General features: G+C 69.9%; 13 protein-coding genes. 9 read left to right on the top strand and 4 right to left on the bottom strand.

Annotation, left to right across the window (positions count from 1 at the left end; translation table 11 throughout):
• Window positions 1-16: 16 nt before the first annotated feature.
• Window positions 17-3,049 (bottom strand): ExeM/NucH family extracellular endonuclease, encoded by a 3,033-nt coding sequence (locus ASD35_RS08125; protein ID WP_056874348.1) that lies wholly within the window; start codon window positions 3,047-3,049, stop codon window positions 17-19.
• A gap of 114 nt (window positions 3,050-3,163) precedes the next feature.
• Between ASD35_RS08125 and ASD35_RS08120 the strand changes: the two genes are divergently transcribed.
• The 5 genes from ASD35_RS08120 to ubiM all read left to right on the top strand — a co-directional run bounded on the left by ASD35_RS08120 (window position 3,164) and on the right by ubiM (window position 10,031).
• Complete coding sequence (locus ASD35_RS08120) at window positions 3,164-4,582, top strand: sodium:solute symporter (RefSeq protein WP_056874347.1); 1,419 nt, start codon at window positions 3,164-3,166, stop codon at window positions 4,580-4,582.
• Window positions 4,583-4,595: 13 nt separating this feature from the next.
• Complete coding sequence (locus ASD35_RS27045; protein ID WP_157275431.1) at window positions 4,596-5,066, top strand: hypothetical protein; 471 nt, start codon at window positions 4,596-4,598, stop codon at window positions 5,064-5,066.
• Window positions 5,067-5,108: 42 nt separating this feature from the next.
• Window positions 5,109-6,845 carry an ABC transporter ATP-binding protein gene (locus tag ASD35_RS08110; protein ID WP_056874345.1) on the top strand — a complete coding sequence of 579 codons (1,737 nt, stop codon included), beginning with the start codon at window positions 5,109-5,111 and terminating at the stop codon, window positions 6,843-6,845.
• A 188-nt stretch (window positions 6,846-7,033) separates the two neighbouring features.
• Complete coding sequence (locus ASD35_RS08105) at window positions 7,034-8,809, top strand: ABC transporter ATP-binding protein (RefSeq protein ID WP_056874344.1); 1,776 nt, start codon at window positions 7,034-7,036, stop codon at window positions 8,807-8,809.
• 70 nt (window positions 8,810-8,879) lie between these two features.
• Complete coding sequence (gene ubiM / locus ASD35_RS08100) at window positions 8,880-10,031, top strand: 5-demethoxyubiquinol-8 5-hydroxylase UbiM (protein ID WP_056874343.1); 1,152 nt, start codon at window positions 8,880-8,882, stop codon at window positions 10,029-10,031.
• Window positions 10,032-10,071: 40 nt separating this feature from the next.
• On the opposite strand, the gene ASD35_RS08095 is transcribed toward ubiM, so the two are convergent.
• From ASD35_RS08095 to ASD35_RS08085, 3 genes are all read right to left on the bottom strand, one after another.
• A complete protein-coding gene (locus ASD35_RS08095; protein WP_056874342.1) occupies window positions 10,072-11,478 on the bottom strand; it encodes a C2 family cysteine protease in 1,407 nt (468 codons plus the stop codon).
• A 117-nt stretch (window positions 11,479-11,595) separates the two neighbouring features.
• Window positions 11,596-12,846, bottom strand: coding sequence for a patatin-like phospholipase family protein (locus ASD35_RS08090; protein ID WP_056874341.1), 1,251 nt, complete (start codon window positions 12,844-12,846; stop codon window positions 11,596-11,598).
• A 22-nt stretch (window positions 12,847-12,868) separates the two neighbouring features.
• Window positions 12,869-13,564 carry a phasin family protein gene (locus ASD35_RS08085; protein WP_056874340.1) on the bottom strand — a complete coding sequence of 232 codons (696 nt, stop codon included), beginning with the start codon at window positions 13,562-13,564 and terminating at the stop codon, window positions 12,869-12,871.
• Window positions 13,565-13,761: 197 nt separating this feature from the next.
• On the opposite strand from ASD35_RS08085, the gene ASD35_RS08080 reads away from it, so the two are divergent.
• The 4 genes from ASD35_RS08080 to ASD35_RS08065 all read left to right on the top strand — a co-directional run bounded on the left by ASD35_RS08080 (window position 13,762) and on the right by ASD35_RS08065 (window position 18,035).
• Window positions 13,762-15,756, top strand: a complete 1,995-nt coding sequence (locus ASD35_RS08080; protein WP_056874339.1) for an SDR family oxidoreductase — start codon at window positions 13,762-13,764, stop codon at window positions 15,754-15,756.
• Window positions 15,757-15,952: 196 nt separating this feature from the next.
• A complete protein-coding gene (locus tag ASD35_RS08075) occupies window positions 15,953-16,498 on the top strand; it encodes a GNAT family N-acetyltransferase (protein WP_056874338.1) in 546 nt (181 codons plus the stop codon).
• On the top strand, window positions 16,495-17,724 hold the full coding sequence (locus ASD35_RS08070) for a trans-acting enoyl reductase family protein (RefSeq protein ID WP_056874337.1): 1,230 nt from the start codon (window positions 16,495-16,497) through the stop codon (window positions 17,722-17,724). The genes ASD35_RS08075 and ASD35_RS08070 overlap by 4 nt, the downstream gene beginning before the upstream one ends.
• A complete protein-coding gene (locus ASD35_RS08065) occupies window positions 17,721-18,035 on the top strand; it encodes a hypothetical protein (RefSeq protein WP_056874336.1) in 315 nt (104 codons plus the stop codon). Before ASD35_RS08070 ends, ASD35_RS08065 begins: the two co-directional genes overlap by 4 nt.
• Window positions 18,036-18,069 lie beyond the last annotated feature (34 nt).

The raw sequence follows: 18,069 nt of genomic DNA, 5'->3' as shown, positions 1-18,069 counted from the left end.
TTCTCCTTGCAAGAAATCAGAACTTGAACGACGCCGCGTTGATTGCGGCGCACAGCACGGCCTTGAGCTTGGCGACGGGGCGCGACGCAGCGGCGCCGGCAGAGCCGTCGGGGTCGTAGCCGATCAGAGCGCCGTCCGCTTGGTTGACGCAGGTGACATGGCCGGTGGCAAGCGGCGCACCGCTGTTAATGCCTACGGCTTTCAGCAGGTCGGTGAAGACGAGGCTGTCCACGCCTGGCTTGAAGTCGGTGATGGTGTCCAGGCCGTCGCTGCCAGTGCGGTAGACGAACTGGTTCGCGCCGGCCTTGCCGGTCAGCGTGTCACGACCCAGGCCGCCTTCGATGACGTCGTCGCCATCGGTGCCCACGATGGTGTCGTTACCGGCCGTGCCGCCCAGCTTCTTCACCACACTCAACCCAATCAACATCGGATCATGGTCCGACGCACGGAACACCGTCGGCTGGTACCAGTCGTTGCCGGCGGCCTTGTCCTCGGTGTTGTAGTCGGTCCACTCGGGTTCGTCGGCGTTGATGTGCCAGCTGGTGGCGCCCACCACCTTGGCGGCGACGCTGGCCGTGCCCAGGCCGTGGTCCAGGCGGCCGGCGCCGGCGTCGAACACGTAGCTGTAGTCGGCCGGGTCGAACTTGCCGACCAGGTCCACCAGGCCGCCGGTGGTCAGCAGTTCGATGGGGTCTTCCTGGGCATAGGCGTTGAAGTCGCCGATGAGGATGACGTCCTCCGTCTGGGCCGTGGCCTTGACGGTGGGCAGCCAGGCCAGCAGGCGCTGGGCCTGCTCCTTGCGGGTCTGGTTGTGGCAGCCCTGCAGGTCGCCCTGGTCGGCGTTCAGGCCGGAGCCGCAGCTGCCCTTGGACTTCAGGTGGTTGACGGCGACGGCGAACTTCTCGCCGTTCGGGGCGACGAAGCCCTGCGCGAAGGTCGGCCGGCTGTTGACGGCGTTGGTGTCCGACATGGACGCGCCGATCAGGCCCAGCTTGGCCGGCTTGTAGATCATCGCGACGCGGATGGCGTCGGTGCCCGTGCCGGCGGCCGGCAGCGGCACGGCGGCATAGGTGTTGGCGCCCAGCATGGCGTTCAGGCCGTCGACGAGGTTCTGCACGGCGAAGTTGCTGCCGCCGTTCTGGATCTCCATCAGGCCCACGACGTCGGCGTTCAGCCCCGACAGCGCGGCCAGGATCTTGGTGCGCTGGCGGTTGAACTCGGCCAGCGTGTTGGCGCCGCGGCAGTCGCTGCCGCAGCTGGGGCTGCCGGCCACGAACGCGCCGCCACTGCCGCTGGTGAAGTAGTTCAGCACGTTGGCGCTGGCCACGCGCAGGTTGCCGCCCACGGCCGGCGGCGTGGCCGGGCGGGCGGTCGGGCGGGCGAACACCGGCGCGGCGGTCGGGTGGATCTTGTACGACAGCGGACCGCCGGCCGAGTCGGTCGACGGGCCGAAGTCGACCACGCCGGTCACGCCCTCGACGCTGTCGCCGGCGCGCACGGTGCCGTCCTGCCAGAGGTAGGGCGTCGGGTTGGGGAACTTGGTGGCGCTGCCATCGTCCAGCACGACGCTGCGGGCCAGGTTGGCGGCCAGCAAGGCCTGGGCCGCGGCGCCGGGGCGCAGCACGTTGGTGGGCGTCAGCGTGCGGCCGCCGGCCGACACGGTCAGCTGGCCCCAGCTGCCGACGAAGTTGGTCTGGTTGACAGTCAGCGCGTCGGTGATGCGCACCAGCATGCCCTCGTAGCGCTCCATCGCCGACTGCGTGGCCAGCGCGGCCAGGCTCACCTCGACCGGCTGCGGCAGCTGGTTGCCGGTGCTGACGACGGTGACGGCGGAGACGCTGCTCAGCTCGGTCAGCGGGTTGGCCTGGCTGGCCGCGCTGGTGGAGACCGAGTACTCCTGCACCTTGGCCGAGACGGTCACCTTGTCGCCCACGGCGACGGTAGGCGCGGTGCTGGTGAAGACGAAGACGCCGTCGGACGTGGCCGGGTCGCCGTCGCCGTCCGGGTCCTGCAGGTAGAAGCCGTTGTTGATCAGCTTGGTGACGACGCCGCTAGTGGTGACGCTGGCACCGTCCATCGTGCTCTTGGCGCCCGAGCCCTGGATGGCCGGGATGGTGACGATGCCGCTGACGGTCAGCTTGAACGTGCAGCTCGCGGTCTGCGCTTCGTCGTTGTCCCATTTCAGGCTGAGGTTGTAGTTGCCGGCGGCCAGCGTGTTGGCGACGCTGAACGACTGCGTGGCGGCCACGCCGTCGCCGCTGGCGGCAACGAAGCTGTCCAGCGCCACGCCGTCGGGCAGGCTGCCGACGACGCTGACGGCCGTGACGCGGCTGTCGGTGTCCTTGGCGCTGACGGAGAAGCCGGACGCGGTGCCGGCCACGGCGACGGCGTCGGGGCAGCTCGGCACGATGGGGGCGTTGCCGCCGCCACCGCCGCAGGCGTTGAACGTGCTCGCCGTGTTGCGCGGCGCCGGGGTGCCGCGGCTGAAATCGGCCAGGTTGTTGTCGGTGTCCGTGCAGCCGTTGGCGGCGCGGAACAGGCCGCTCGTGCTGTTCGAGGCGATGGACGCCGCGCCCTCAAAGAAGTTGGCCGTGCCGTAGCCGACCAGGTCGACGATGAGCGCCTTCTGCGCGTCCGAGCAGGCGTTGGAGCCGCCGTTGCAGCCGATGGTCGTGGCTTGGCTGGCCAGGATGACCTTGCCGTTGGTGCCCGACAGGTCGGTGCTGCCGGAGGCGTCCGGGGTGATCAGGTCGGCGCCCGCCGCGGCAGTGGCCAGCTTGACCAGGTAGTACTGGCCAGGCTGCAGCATCACGTTGGTCAGCGGCACGGCGACGAAGTTGCCGGTGCCCGTGGCGCTGGCGTACTGCACCGACATGCCGTTCAGCGACACCGGCGCAGCGCCGGCGTTGAACAGCTCCACGTAGTCGCTCTTGTAGACGTTGCCATTGCCGCCGTAGACCTGGCTGATGACGACACCGTTCGTCGACGCCAGCGCGACGGGCACGGCGAAGGCCGCGGCGAGGAGGGACACCAGGGGTTTCAGTTGCATGACGGGTTAGTAAAAATTGCCCAAACGGGGCGCATCGTAGGGAGGCTTGATGACGATTTGATCCACCCCGTTCGTGGGGGCGCGCAAACCCGCCCTCGGGCATCATCCCGGCCCATGCCGCCTGCACTGCTTTTGATCGGGGTTCTCACCTATTTCGGCCTGCTGCTGGTACTGGCGCGGTGCGTCTCGCGCGGTTCCGGTGCTGAGGGTTTCTATGTGGGGGGCAGGGAAAGTCCCTGGCCGGTTGTCGCCTTCGGAATGGTCGGCACGTCGCTGTCCGGCGTCACCTTCATCAGCGTGCCGGGCTCGGTCGCGGCCAGCGGCTTCACCTACCTGCAGATCGCGCTCGGCCAGGTCGTCGGCTATGCCGTCATCGCCCTGGTGCTGCTGCCGGCCTACCACCGGCTGAAGCTGGCCTCCATCTACGGCCTGCTGGGCGACCGCCTGGGGCCGGCGGCGCAGCGGCTGGGCTCGGCCTACTTCGTGCTGAGCCGCACGCTGGGCGCCACGGCGCGGCTCTACCTGGTCGTCGCGGTGCTGCACACGCTGATCCTGCAGCCGCTGGGCGTGCCCTTCGCGGTAGGTGCGGCGGTCGTGCTGGTGATGATCCTGCTCTACACCGTCGAGGGCGGCGTGAAGGCGCTGGTCTGGACCGACACGCTGCAGACCGCCGGCATGCTGACGGGCCTCGTCGTCTGCGCGGTGCTGCTGTGGCGGCCGGACGCCTTCGCTCAGCTGGATGCCACGGGCCTGTCGCGCGTGTGGGTGGGCGACCCGCTGAGCCGCGACTTCTCCGTGAAGGCCTTGCTGGCCGGCATGTTCATCGCCATCGCCATGACGGGGCTGGACCAGGAAATGATGCAGAAGAGCCTGTCGGTCGCCAAGCTGCGCGACGCGCAGAAGAACCTGCTCGTGCTGGCCGTGCTGATGCTCGTCGTCGTCGCGGCCTTCCTGCTGCTCGGCGGGCTGCTGACGCTGTTCGCACGCGAACACGGCCTGAACGTCAGCGGCGATGCGCTCTTCCCCGCGGTCGTCATGCAATACCTGCCGGCCTGGGTGCAGGCGGTCTTCGTCATCGCGTTGGTCTCGGCGCTGCTGCCGAGCGCGGACGGTGCGCTGACGGCGCTGACCGCCAGCACATGTCTTGATCTGCTTCGGGTGGGCAAGGAAGACACCCGCACCCGCCGGCGCGTGCACCTCGGCTTCGCGGCGCTGTTCCTGCTGCTGGTGCTTGGCTTCAAGGCGCTGGACAACGCCAGCATGATCTATCTGATCCTGAAGCTCGCGGGCTACACCTACGGGCCGCTGCTCGGGCTGTTCGCGTTTGCGATGTTCACCCCGCGCCAGGTGTCGGGGCGGGCGCTGGTGGCGGTGTGCGTGGCGGCGCCGCTGCTGTGTGCGGTGCTGGACTTCGGGCAGCCGTATGGGGGGTATCGGATCGGGTTGGAGCTGTTGTTGCTGAACGGTGTGCTGACGTGGGCCGGGTTGTGGATGTTTGGCAAGCACCAAGGGACACTCGTCGGCCGCCGGTAATCTGCACTTCGCCATGACCTTTCTCGATCTACTTTCCATTGCTGGCTCAGTTTTCATCGGATTGGGTGGCGGTGCCGCTCTGGTTTTTGCACTAACGCAGTGGCTTGGCGGACTCTGGGCCGCTCGAATTGTTGAGCGTGAAAAGTTGACGGGTGTTCGAGAACAAGAACTTTTGGTCCGACGTCGGAATGTGTACGGCAAGCTTGCTGTTTCCATGCGTGTCTTTCTCAGCGCTAGTACGCAGCGGGAGGACGAGCAAAGAATGAGCTTCTTGGAGGCTTACGACGAGGCAGCGCTGTGGGCTCCTGACGATGTGATGAACGCGGTTGGCGAATTGCTAGACCTCATCAGGAAAAACTCTGCCGAACGTGGCTCGGTAAGGGAGAACACTCTTCAACGAGCGTATGCAGCCGCCATCGCTGCGATGCGAAGAGACTGCGGCTTTCCGAGCACAACCTTCGAGTACAGACTTGTCAGCTTCTAAAGTCTTCGTTGCGTTGTGCGAATAGAGAACAGCCTCACCCGCATGCTCGCCGCCTTCGTGCGCGAGCACTGGCACGCCTATGCGTCCGCCGCCGCGATGCTGTCCTGCATCGCCGCACTGACCGTCTGGATCCCGCGCCAGGTGGGCCATGTCGTCGACGCGCTGGTGGCCGGCGGCCTGAAGGGGCCGGCGCTCATCGAGCAGCTCGCCTTGCTCGTCGCCGCCGGCCTCGTGATCTACCTGCTGCGCGTGGGTTGGCGGCTGGCGTTGTTCAGGGCGGCGTTCAAGCTCGGCGCGCGCCTGCGCACGCGGCTGTTCGCGCGGCTGGCGCTGCAGGGGCCGGCCTACTTCCAGCAGCAGCGCACCGGCGACCTGATGGCACTGGCGACCAACGACATCGACGCCGTCGAGCAGGCGGCGGGTGAGGCAATGCTCGCCGGCTTTGACGGCACGCAGACGCTGGTCCTCGTGCTGGCCATGATGACGCTCGCCATCGACTGGCGCCTGGGCCTGGCGGCGCTCGTGCCGTTCCCGTTGATGGCGCTGGCGTTCTGGTGGATCTCCAAGCACCTGCATGAAGCCGCGCAGGACTCGCTGAGCCGCTTCGGCGACCTCAACCAGCAGGTGCAGGAAAGCCTGGCCGGTGTGCGCACGTTGCGGGCGTTAGGCCTCGTCGGCCGCAGCCAGCAGCGCTTCGGCGAGTTGGCCGGGAACGCGGCCGAGGCGGCCTTCCGATCGCAGCGCTGGGAGGCCGCCTACGAGCCCGCCGTCGGCATGACGCTGGGCGCGGCGACCGCCATCGCACTGGCCGTGGGCGGCTGGCTGGTGGCGCAGCGCGAGATCAGCATCGGCCAGCTGACGGCCTTCACGATGTACCTGGGCCAGCTGATCTGGCCGATGTTCGCGGCCGGCTGGGTGCTGGCGCTGCTGGAGCGCGGCCGCGCCGCGTGGGCCCGGCTGGCGCCGGTGCTGGATGCGCCGCTGACGCTGGCCGATAACGGTCATGCGGCGCCGCCCCCTCGCGCCGAGCTGCGGGCGGAAGGTCTCACCTTCACCTTCCCCGGCGCCAAGCGGCCCGCGCTCGAAGGCCTGGACCTGACGCTGCGCCCGGGCCGGACGCTGGGCATCGTCGGCGCGACCGGCGCCGGCAAGTCGACCTTCGTGCGGCTGCTGCTGCGCCAGGCCGAGCCCGATGCGGGCCGGCTGACGCTGGGTGGCTTGCCCTTGCCCGAGCTGCCGCTGGCGACCCTGCGCGCCCACATCGCATGGGTGCCGCAGGAGCCCTTCCTGTTCTCCGCCTCGGTGGCCGAGAACATCGCGCTGGCGCGGCCCGCCGCCACGCCGGCCGAGATCGAAGCGGCCGCGCGACTGGCCGCCGTGCATGACGACATCGTCCGCCTGCCCAGCGGCTATGCCACCGAGGTCGGCGAGCGCGGCGTGACACTGTCCGGTGGCCAGCGCCAGCGCGTGGCCATCGCGCGGGCGCTGCTGTCGGACGCGCCGCTGCTGGTGCTGGACGACGCGCTGTCGGCCGTCGACACCGGCACCGAAACCGACATCCTCGACCACCTGCGAGAGCTGCGCGCCGCGCGGCCCGACCGCAGCGTCATCGTCGTCGCGCACCGGTTGTCGGCCGTGATGGATGCCGACGAGGTCATCGTGCTCAAGCAGGGCCATGTCGTCGAACGCGGCACGCATGCCGAGCTGCTGCGCCTGGGCGGCTGGTATGCCGTGCAGTGGCGCTACCAACAGATCGAGGCCAGCCTTGAAGCCGAGTGATGTGAAGCCCCTCGTCCAGCCGCACGCCGCTGAACGCGGTGCGTCTGACCGGTCCCCCGAGGGGACGGCGATGCTCGCGGCATCGAGCCGCGAGCCCATCGCCGGTGCGGGCCGGCTCGGGAGCGGCCCAGCGCTCGGCCCGGAATGCTGCAGCTTCATGCGTCGCGAGTGTGGAATGGACAGCTGAGATGGCAAGGACCCTAGAGAAGCCGTGGCAGAGCGTCGGCCTGCTGATGGACTCGGCGCGGCCGGAGCGCCCGCAGCTCGTCCGCGGCGGCCTGTGGCTGCTGCTGGCCGCCGGCCTCGAAGCCATCGCCCCCATCCTCGGCAAGCGCTACATCGACGACTACTTGCTGCCCGGCCACTACGACCTCGGCGCGATGGGCGCGCTGCTCGCCACCGTGCTGCTGACGGGCTGGGCGTCGAGCTGGATCCGCTACGCCCAGCTGTCGCGCATGGCCGGCGTGGCGCGGCGCTCGGTACTGCGGCTGCGCGAGCGGGTCTACGCCCATGTGCTGGCGCTGCCGATGGCCTTCTTCGACAAGGCCATCACCGGCCAGCTGGTCAGCCGCGTCACCAACGACACCGAGGCCGTCAACCAGCTGTACCGGCAGGTGCTGTATGTGATGCTGGACTCGACCATCGTCGTCGTCGGCTCGCTGGTCGCGATGGCCTGGCTTGACTGGCGGCTGATGCTCATCGTCGCGACGCTGGTGCCGGCCATGGTGGTCATCATCAAGACCTACCAGCGCCTGTCCGCCCCGGCCGTGGCGCGCACGCGCCAGCTGCGCAGTGACATCAACGCGCAGATGGCCGAGAGCATGGCCGGCATGGCGGTGCTGCAGGCGGCGGGCGCGGCGGGGCGTTTCGGCGAGCGCTTCGAGGCGGTGAACGCCGAGCACCGCCTCTCTCGCATCGCCGAGCTGCGCGCCAACGCCTGGCTGCTGCGCCCGGCGCTGGACCTGCTCAACGTGCTGCTGCTGGTCACCGTCATCTACGGCTTCGGCCGGCGCGAGCTGTCGGGGCTGGAGGTGGGGCTGCTGTACGCCTTCCTGGCCTACATCGCCCGTGTGGTGGAGCCGCTGATCCAGATCACCATGCAGTTCGGCCAGCTGCAGCAGTCCATGGTGGCGGCGTCGCGCGTGCGGGCGCTGCTGGAGGAGGACGAGTTCCGCGGGCCGCCGCAGGACGGCGCGCCGGTCACGCAGGGCGCCATCCGCATCGAGGGGCTGACCTTCGGCTACGACCCGGCGCGCCCGGTGCTGCATGGCATTGACGTGGACATCGCCGCCGGCAGCTTCGTCGGCATCGTGGGCCACACCGGCAGCGGCAAGAGCACGCTGCTGTCGTTGCTGCTGCGCTTCTACACGGCCCAACAAGGCCGCATCACCGTCGATGGGCAACCGCTGGCAGCCGTGCCCGACGCGGCCTTCCGCGACGCCGTGGGCCTGGTGCCGCAGGAGCCGTACCTGATGGCGGCCAGCGTGCGCGAGAACATCGCGATGGGCCGGCCCGGCATCACCGAGGCCGCCGTTCAGGCCGCGGCGCAGGCCGCCCGCGCGCACGACTTCATCACCGCGCTGCCGCAGGGCTACGACACCCGGCTGGGCGAAGGCGGCGCGCGCGTGTCCACCGGGCAGAAGCAGCTGATCGCGATGGCGCGCGCGCTGGCCGGTGCGCCGCGCATCCTGTTCCTCGACGAGGCCACCAGCAACATCGACAGCGCCACCGAGCAGCGCGTCGGCGAGGCGCTGACGGCGCTGCGCGGCCGCGTGACCGTCATCGCCATTGCGCACCGCCTGTCCACCATCCGCGCGGCCGACCAGATCCTGGTGCTGAACCACGGTCGCCTGCAGGAGCGCGGCACGCACGAGGCGCTGATGGGCCTGGACGGCGGCCTGTACCGGCGCCTGGTCGAGCTGCAGACGCTGGAAGAAGCCGAGCCGGATTCCGAGGCGACCTGACCTGGGTCAAGACGGGGCGGTGCGATGGCGCCTAGGCTGCAGCGTTGTCCCGGGCTCGTCCGTCTTCTTCATGAATCCCACTTTTCCCCAGGTGCTGATCTGCGGCGCCGGCCCCGCCGGCCTGGCGCTCGCCTGCGCGCTGCACGACCGTGGCCTGGCCGTGCAGGTGCTGGAGCAGGCCGGCGAGGCCCAGCTCGCCGAGCCCGCGGATGACGGCCGCGAGATCGCGCTGACGCACCGCTCGCGCCGCCTGCTCGAAGGCCTGGGCCTGTGGCAGCGCCTCGCCGACATCGCGCCGCTGCGGCGCGCCAGCGTGCGCTCCAGCGGCTCGCGCCAGGTCTTGCCTTTCGAGTCGGCGGGGCAGGACCTCGGCTGGCTGGTGCCCAACCACCGCATCCGCGCGGCGGCCTGGGCGGGTGCGCGCGAGCGCGGCATCGACGTGCTGTGCGGCCACAGCGTCGTCGGCCTGGAGCGCGACGCCTTGCAGGCGCGTGTGCGTACCGCCTGCGGTGAGCTGCATGCGGCGCCGCTGGTCGTGGCGGCCGACAGCCGCTTCTCGGCGCTGCGCCGGCTGGCCGGCATTGCGGCGCGCCACCAGGACTTCGGCCGCAGCGCGCTGCTGGTGCCGCTGGCCCACGAGGCCGAGCACGAGGGCCTGGCGCAGGAGTGTTTCCTCGAAGGCCACACGCTGGCGCTGCTGCCGATGACGGGGCGGCGCTGCTCGGCCGTGTGGACGGTGGCGAACGCCGAGCTGCCGCGCATCGCGGCGCTGGACGATGCGGCGCTGGCTGCGGCCATCGAGGCGGCCGCCGACGGCAAGCTGGGCGCGATGCACGTCGTCGGCCAGCGGCATGTCTATCCGCTGGTGGCCGTCTGGGCCGAGCGCTTCGTCGCGCCGCGCTTTGCCTTGATCGGCGACGCGGCCGTCGGCATGCACCCGGTGACGGCGCATGGCTACAACCTGGGCCTGTACGGCATCGACGCGCTGGCGCGACGCCTGGGCCCCGGCCGCGACCCCGGCGAGCCCGGGCCGCTGCAGGCCTACGAGGCCGAGCATCGCCGCGCTGCCGGGCCGCTCTATGCCGGTACGAATGCGCTGGTGCGCTTCTTCACCGACGACCGCGCGCCGATGCTGGCGCTGCGCCGCGCCGTCATCGACGTGGCACGGCACCTGCCGCCGCTGCGGGCGGCGATCACGCGCAGGCTGGTGGACGCTGTCTGAGCCGCGGGCCGAGCGCCCGCGGAGGGCCGGGCGAGGGGCTTCAGCTCACCACGCCGAAGCCAGCGAAGTACCGCTTGAACGTGCCGATCTCCATCGCGAAGGTGCCGTCGACCTCCTTCAGCGCGATCGGGCGCCACCAGCTCACGTCGTGGGCGTAGACCGTGGCATCCAGCGCGTTCACCGTCGCCTCGGTGTTGCCCCAGGGGTTGCGCAGCAGGATGTAGCGCTTGCAGTTGCGGTAGGCCCAGCCCAGCACCGTGTAGCAGTGCGAACCCACCACCTGCGCGGAGCTGTAGTCCACCGGGTCGGGCGCATCGGCGCCGGAGCCGTAGGTCCAGGCCGTCATCGGCCGGATGGTGCGGTAGCTCAGGCAGTGGCTGCGCAGCGTGTGCCAGAGCTGGTCGGCCGAGCGCGAGGCGGTGTCGTGGTAGGCGCGGCTGCCGCCGGTGAGCTGGGCCGTGGCCCAGACGCAGTCGCCCCAGCCGGTGGCGGTGATGTCGGGGTGGTCGGTCGTCGTGCCGGTCTCGAGCTTGGCGAAGGCCTTCTCGTAGATGGCGGGCCAGGCCTCGCCGCTTTCGCTGGAGCGTGCGTAGATGAAGTTGCCGCCGGCCGTCTTGGGCACAGTCTCGCTGACCTCGATCTCGCGGTCGATGCCCTGGTTGTCGGGCTTGTAGAAAGTCACGCGGTCGAAGAACTGGCTCTGGCTGGCGCCCGTGGCCCGCGTGTGCTGGGCGATGCGGTAGGGCTGGGCCCAGGCGATGGCCGACAGCGCGGCGATGAAGTAGCAGTTGGCCACGGCGCCCTGCACGGGGTCGTAGAACTCGGCGGTCTCGTCGAAGAAGCGGCCGCCGTCCTGCCAGCTGGCATTGGGCGGCGTCCAGTCCTGGTTGTTGCCGAGTTGCAGCGCGGGGTCGTGGCTGACGGTGCGCACGAGGTCGGGCGTGTAGTGGCGCGCCATGCGCAGGTCGCTGACGGCCCGCGGCAGGTCGAAGGTGAGGCGCAGCTTGGTGGCACGGCTCCAGTCGATGCAGCCGACGGTCAGGTCGTCCAGCGAGTTGATGTTCAGCGTGCGGGCGATGTCTTTCAGGCTGGTCAGCCCGCCCAGCTCCGCCATGGGCGGACGCTCCGCGTCGTTGGGGCCGCTGGGCATCTCGATGTCCAGCAGCGTCGAGCGCTGCGCCCGCATGCTGCCGTCGGGCTGGCGCGCGCCGCCGATGTAGAGCGGCCCGCCGAACTTCGGGTCGAACAGCTCCTCGTAGGGCATGCCCAGCACTTGCTCGAGCAGGGCCGGCTTGTTGGCAACCTGCTTCCAGTCGATGCGTTTGCCGGACACGACTTCCGCCAGGGCGTACGGATTGATGGCACAGCCGGGCGCGGCGGCGCCCTGGGGCGGCTCGGTCAGCGCGCGGCCGGTGAGCGAAGGGTCGGAGATGGATTCGATGGGCATGGTGCTGCTCCCAGGAAGTGACAACGCCATCGCCGGCCCGATGCCATGCGACGGCGCAGTCAGTGTGGGCGCCGCCTCTGCCCGAGGCATCCGCTCGGTTGAGGAACGGTGCGCCTTCTAGGGGTGCTGCGCGCCGCGAGCCTCCAGAACGGCGAGGCTGCCGCGCAGCGAGCGCAACGCCTGCTCGATGCGGGTCTCGCCCGGTGCGGGCAGCAGGCGTGCTTCGCGATCGGCCAGCACATCCTCGCGCAACGTGAGGCCGGCGCGGGCGAACTGGGCCTGGAGCGTCGCGGCGCGCTCGCGCAGCAGCTCGCGCGTGGCCTGGTAGGCGTGCTCGGCGAGGTGGCGGCGCTGGCTGTAGCTGAAGGTGTTGGCCAGGAACAGTTCGGCGTCGCGCGGGTCGGGCTCGAACAGCAGGATGTCGGTCTCGGGATGGCTGAGTTCGTAGCCGCGCAGGCCCAGTTCCAGCCGCGAATGGATCAGCGAGCGGAAGGTCTGCGACAGCACCAGCGGCAGGCCGCCGTCCACCAGCCGGTGGATGCGCGGCTGCAGCGCGCGCACGGCCGGGCGGCCGAGCTTGCTGGCCAGCTTCTTCGCGCGGCGCGAGCGCGCCTCGCGGTTGGACAGGCGGTCGCTTTCGTAGGGCACCAGCGGGTTCAGACAGATCAGCAGGTCCAGCCCGCGGTCCAGCAGCACGGAGGCATGCAGCGTCTTCTTCAGCGCGCCGTCCACGTAGTGCCGGCCGCCGATCTCCACCGGCGGGAACAGCCCCGGCAGCGCGGCGCTGGCCTGCACGGCCTGCGAGATGGGCACATGGTCCCAGCCCTCGGTGCCGAAGGGGATGGCCTCGCCGCTGTCGAGGTCGGTGGCGACCAGCACCAGGCGGTGGCGCAGCTGGCGGAAGTCGTCGGTGCGGCCGGGCCGCGCGAAGACGCGGGTCAGCGCCTCGGCGAAGCGGTTGCTGGACAGCAGGCCGGTGGGCAGCACGCGGCCCAGGCGCTCGATGGCGCCGAGTGCGGAGCGGCCTTCCAGCAGCACCTCGCGCGCCGCGTCGCCCAGCAGCCGCGGCAGCAGGCGCAGGCGCTCGCCGAACTCGGCCCAGGCGGGCTGCAGCAGTTCGGCGGGGTCGAAGCGGTCGGGCGCCCCGGCGGTGTTCTCGATGAAGGCGGCGCAGAGCTGGCGCGGCGTCATGCCGTTGGCCAGGCCGGCGGCGATGAAGCCGCCTGCGCTGACGCCGATGTAGCCGTCGCAGGCGGTGAAGTCCAGGCCGTCGACGGCCTCCTCCAAAGCACAAAGGGCGCCAACTTCATAGATGGCGCCCAGTGGGCCTCCGCCTGCCAGGGCCAGGCCAATCCTGGGCTGGCGCATGGTCAGGAAGAGCTAACGGTGCTCAGGCCTGCGCTGCCGTGTCGGCGGCCGGAGCCGCCTTCTTGGCCGGGGCGCGCTTGGCCGGCGCGGCCTTCTTTGCAGCCGGTGCCTTGGCCGGCGCAGCGGCCTTCTTGGCCACGGCCTTGACGGCGGCCTTCACGGGCGCAGCCTTCTTGGCCGCCGCCTTCTTGGCCGGCGCGACCTTGGCAGCCACGGCCGTCTTGGCCGCGGTGGCCTTCCTGGCGACGGTCTTGCGGGCGGCCTTCACGGGTGCAGCCTTCTTCAGGCCGGCCGACACGGCCAGCGCGTCGATGCGCTTGATCAGGCTGTCGACATCGCTGGCGGACGGCACGTTCAGCGCCTTCAAGGCCTTGGCGACGCGCTGCTCGAAGATGGACTCGAGCTTGTCCCAGTGCTGGCCGGCCTTGGCGCCGACATCACCGGCCACGCCGCTGAGCTTGCTGGCGGCGGCGCTGAGCTTCTCTTCAGCGGCGGATTGGGTCTTCTTCTGCAATTTCTGTCCTTCGGAGACCAGGGCCTCGAAGACCTTGGAGCCTTCGCCCTGGGCCTTGGCGAAGGAGGCGAGGCCGGCGGCCCAGATCTGCTGGGCGCTGTCCTTGACGTTCTGTGCCATCGCGCTGTCGAGCAGGCCAGCGGGGAAGCCGGTGGCGGCCGCAGCCTTCTTCTTGTCAGCCATCTTCTGGAGCTTCTTGACCATGGGGTGTCCTTTCGAGTGAGCGCAATGTATTGACCGGCGGGACTGTAGCCCTCGCATCCTGCATCGGCGCGTCCATTCCTAGTGTGGGCGCTCTACGCCGGCGGTGGCCTTCACTGGGGAAAGTGCGCAGCGGGCCACCCCAGGCACTGGGGAAGAATCGGCGCGCTCACCCCCTTCCAACAAGCAGGAGACCTCGCATGCAGTATTTCGTCACCGGTGCCACCGGCTTCATCGGCAAGCGACTCGTCAAGAAGCTGCTGGCCCGGCGCGGCAGCACGGTCTACTTCCTGATGCGCGAGGAGAGCGCGGCCAAGCTGCCCGACCTGCTGGCCTACTGGGGCGTGGGCAAGACCCGTGCGATTCCGGTCTATGGCGACCTGACGGGCAAGAAGCTCGGCGCGGCCAGCGACGTCATCAAGAGCCTGAAGGGCCAGATCGACCACCTCTACCACTTGGCCGCGGTGTACGACCTGGGCGCCGACGAGGAGTCGCAGGTCGCGGTGAACATCGAGGGCACGCGCAGCATGGTGGAGTTCGCGCAGGCGATCGACGCCGGCCATGTGCACCATGTGTCGTCGATCGCCGCCGCGGGCCTCTACGAAGGCGTGTTCCGCGAGGACATGTTCGACGAGGCCGAGAACCTCGATCACCCCTACTTCATGACCAAGCACGAGAGCGAGAAGATCGTGCGCAAGGAGTGCAAGCGGCCGTGGACGGTCTACCGGCCCGCGCTGGTCGTCGGTGATTCCACGTCCGGCGAGATGGACAAGATCGACGGGCCTTACTACTTCTTCAAGCTGATCCAGCGCATGCGCCAGATCCTGCCGCCGTGGATGCCCAGCATCGGCCTGGAGGGCGGTCGCATCAACATCGTGCCGGTGGACTTCGTCGTCGACGCGCTGGACCACATCTCGCACAAGGTCAGCAAGGGCCACGGCTGCTATCACCTGGTGGACCCGAAGGGCTACCGCGTCGGCGACGTGCTGGACATCTTCAGCAAGGCCGCGCACGCGCCCAAGATGAACCTCTTCATCAATGCGGCGCTGATGGGCTTCATCCCCAAGAGCGTGAAGAAGGGCTTGATGGCGCTGGCGCCGGTGCGCCGCATCCGCAACGCGGTGATGAAGGACCTCGGCATTCCCGAGGACATGTTCACCTTCATCAACTATCCGACCCGCTTCGACTGCCGCGACACCGAGGCGGCGCTGAAGGGCTCGGGCATCGCCTGCCCCGACCTGAACGACTACGCCTGGCGGCTGTGGGACTACTGGGAGCGTCATCTCGACCCGGCGCTGTTCATCGACCGGTCGTTGCGCGGTGCGACCGGCGGCAAGGTGGTGCTGGTGACGGGCGGCTCGTCGGGCATCGGCCTGGCGGCGGCCATCAAGTTCGCCGAGGCGGGTGCGATCACGTTGATCTGCGCGCGCGACGAGGCCAAGCTGGCCGAGGCGGTCAAGGAGATCAAGGCCGCAGCCGGCAAGGACGCGCAGATCCACAGCTATGCCTGCGACATCGCCGACGAGGCTGGCTGCGCCGGGCTGCTCCAGTGGTGCAACGACGAGTTCGGCGGCGTCGACTTCCTCATCAACAACGCCGGCCGCTCCATCCGCCGCGCCATCGAGAGCAGCTATGACCGCTTCCACGACTTCCAGCGCACGATGGAGCTGAACTACTTCGGCTGCCTGCGCGTGACCATGGGCCTGCTGCCCGGCATGGTGGCCAAGAAGAAGGGCCATGTCGTCAACATCAGCTCCATCGGCGTGCTGACGAATGCGCCGCGCTTCAGCGCCTACGTCGCCAGCAAGGCCGCGCTGGACGCCTGGACGCGCTGCGCCTCCAGCGAGTTCGCCGACACCGGCGTGACCTTCACCACGATCAACATGCCGCTGGTGCGCACGCCGATGATCGCCCCCACGGCCATCTACAAGAACGTGCCGACGCTGGCGCCCGAGGAGGCCGCCGACATGATTGCGCAGGCCTGCATCAACAAGCCCGTGCGCATCGCCACTCGCCTGGGCATCTCCGGCGAAATGCTGCATGCCGCCGCGCCGCGCATCGCACAGATCGTCATGAACACCACCTTCCGCATGTTCCCCGACAGCTCGGCCGCCAAGGGCGACAAGTCCGGCAAGTCGGGGCTGTCGCCGGAAGCCATCGCCATGCAGCAGATGATGCGCGGAATACACTTTTGACCCTTCGTCCAGGCTCGCCGCGCTGAACGCGGGCGTGCCCGGTCGGTCTTGCAGACCGCGCTTCGGCAGGCACACGCTGCCCACTGGGCGCCGCCAGTCGGGACGGCTTGGGGCGGCCCGGCGCTTGGCCCGGAACTCGGCGCTTCGCACTGGGCCCGGCTCCGGCCGGGCTTTTTCGTTGGAGAGGATGAGATCCATGCTCAGAGGTCAACGCATCGGCCTGCGGCACATGACCGAAGACGACCTGCCTTGGCTCAAGCGCATGCTGGGCGACCCGCAGGTGCGGGGGCCGTTCGGCGGCTCGCGCATGACGCCGCCGCACCAGATCGACCGGCGTTGGCAGGAGCACGGCTTCGCGGGCGAGGACCTGGAGCGGCTGCTGATCTGCCACCTGCTGGACGGCAGCGTCATCGGCGAGGTGGTGCACTTCAGCGCCGCGCGCTACACGACCGCGCGCGAGATCGGCTGGACGCTCGCCGACGTGTCGATGCGTGGCCAGGGCCTGACGACCGAGGCGGCCGGCCTGCTGGTGGACTACCTGTTCGAGAACTGGCCGGTGAACCGCCTGTCCTGCGGCATGTCCGTCCACAACCATGCGTCGCGGCGCGTGGCCGAGAAGTGCGGGTTCGAGCATGAAGGCATCCAGCGCGGCGTCGTCTTCGTCGCGGGCGAGTATGTGGACTGCCATGCGCTGTCGCTGTTGCGCAGCGACTGGCTGGCGATGAAGGGCAGGGCGGCGTGAGCGACAAGAAGGAATTCGACCTCATCGTCTTCGGCGCGACCGGCTTCACCGGCCGGCTCGTCGCCGAGTACCTGCACCTCAGCGGCGCCGCCGGTGCGCGCTGGGCCATCGCCGGGCGCAGCCTCGACAAGCTCGCCAAGGTGCGCGACGAACTGCACCTGCCGCCCGCCGTCGCGCTGCTGAAGGCCGATGCCGGCGACGCCGCAGCGTTGAAAACGCTGGTCGCACGCACCCGCTGCGTCATCACGACGGTCGGCCCCTACCAGTTGCACGGCGAGCCGCTCGCCACCGCCTGCGCCGAAGGGGGTACCGACTATGTCGACCTCTGCGGCGAACCGCTGTGGATGGCACGCATGATCGACAAGCTCTCGCCGCTGGCGCAACAAAGCGGCGCGCGCATCGTCTTCTCCTGCGGCTTCGACTCCATCCCCTTCGACCTCGGCGTCGTCTACCTGCAGGCCGAGGCGCAGGCCCGCTCTAGCGCGCCGCTGCCCGAGGTGCGCGGGCGTGTCGCCAGGCTCAAGGGCACCTTCTCCGGCGGCACCTTTGCCAGCATGCTGGAAACCATCGAGGCCGTCCGCCGCGACCCGGCGCAGATCAAGCTGATGGCCAACCCCTTCGCGCTGGCCGGCGGCTTCAAGGGCCCGCGGCAGCCCGACGACCAGGGCGCCGGCTACGACGACTGGGCCGACGCCTGGGCCGGCCCCTTCGTCATGGCGACCATCAACACCAAGAACGTGCACCGCAGCAACGCGCTGCGCGGCCACCCCTGGGGCGCGGGCTTCATCTACAGCGAGAAGCTGCTGACAGGCAAGCCCGGCCAGGGCGACAAGGGCCGCAAGAAGGCCGTCGCGCTGGCGCGCTTCACCAGGCTGCAGAACCTGGCCCTGGGCTTCGGGCCGACGCGCGCGCTGCTGCGCCGCTTCGTGCTGACCCAGCCCGGCGACGGCCCGGACAAGGCGGCGCGCGAAGCCGGGCGCTACGAGGTCTGGTTCACCGGCAGGGCCGCGGGCGGCCAGACGCTTCGCGCCATCGTCAGGGGCGACCGCGACCCCGGCTACGGCTCGACCTGCAAGCTCATCAGCGAGGCCGCGCTGTGCCTCGTGCAGGACGTGGGCCGCGACGCCACGCCCGGCGGCGTCTGGACGCCGGGCAGCGCGATGGGCCTGGCGCTGGTGCGGCGCCTGCAGGCGCGCGCCGGTTTGTCCTTCGAGATCACCGCATGAGCCGCGCGCCGCGCTGGGCCATCGCCCAGCCCCGCATGCATGTCACTCTGGCCGGCAACCTCGCCGAGACGCTGGCGGCGCTGGAGGCCGCGGCGGCGGCGGGTGCCGACGGGCTGCTGAGCACCGAGCTGGCGCTGACCGGCTTTCATCGCCGCGTGCCCGAGCTGCTCGACGTCGAGGCGCTGGCCGATGCCGAGCGCCAGCTGCGCGCCGCCTGCGCGCGCCTGGCGCTGCCGGCGTCATCTTCAACAGCCATCTCTACATCGACGCCGCGGGCCGCGAGCTCGGCCGCATCCACAAGCGCGGCCTGACGGACAGCGAGGCCAGCTTCTTCGCACGCGGCGG

The sequence above is a fragment of the Pelomonas sp. Root1444 genome (assembly GCF_001426885.1).
GTDB lineage: Bacteria > Pseudomonadota > Gammaproteobacteria > Burkholderiales > Burkholderiaceae_C > Pelomonas.
This window is presented reverse-complemented; position numbering and strand designations above follow the sequence as displayed.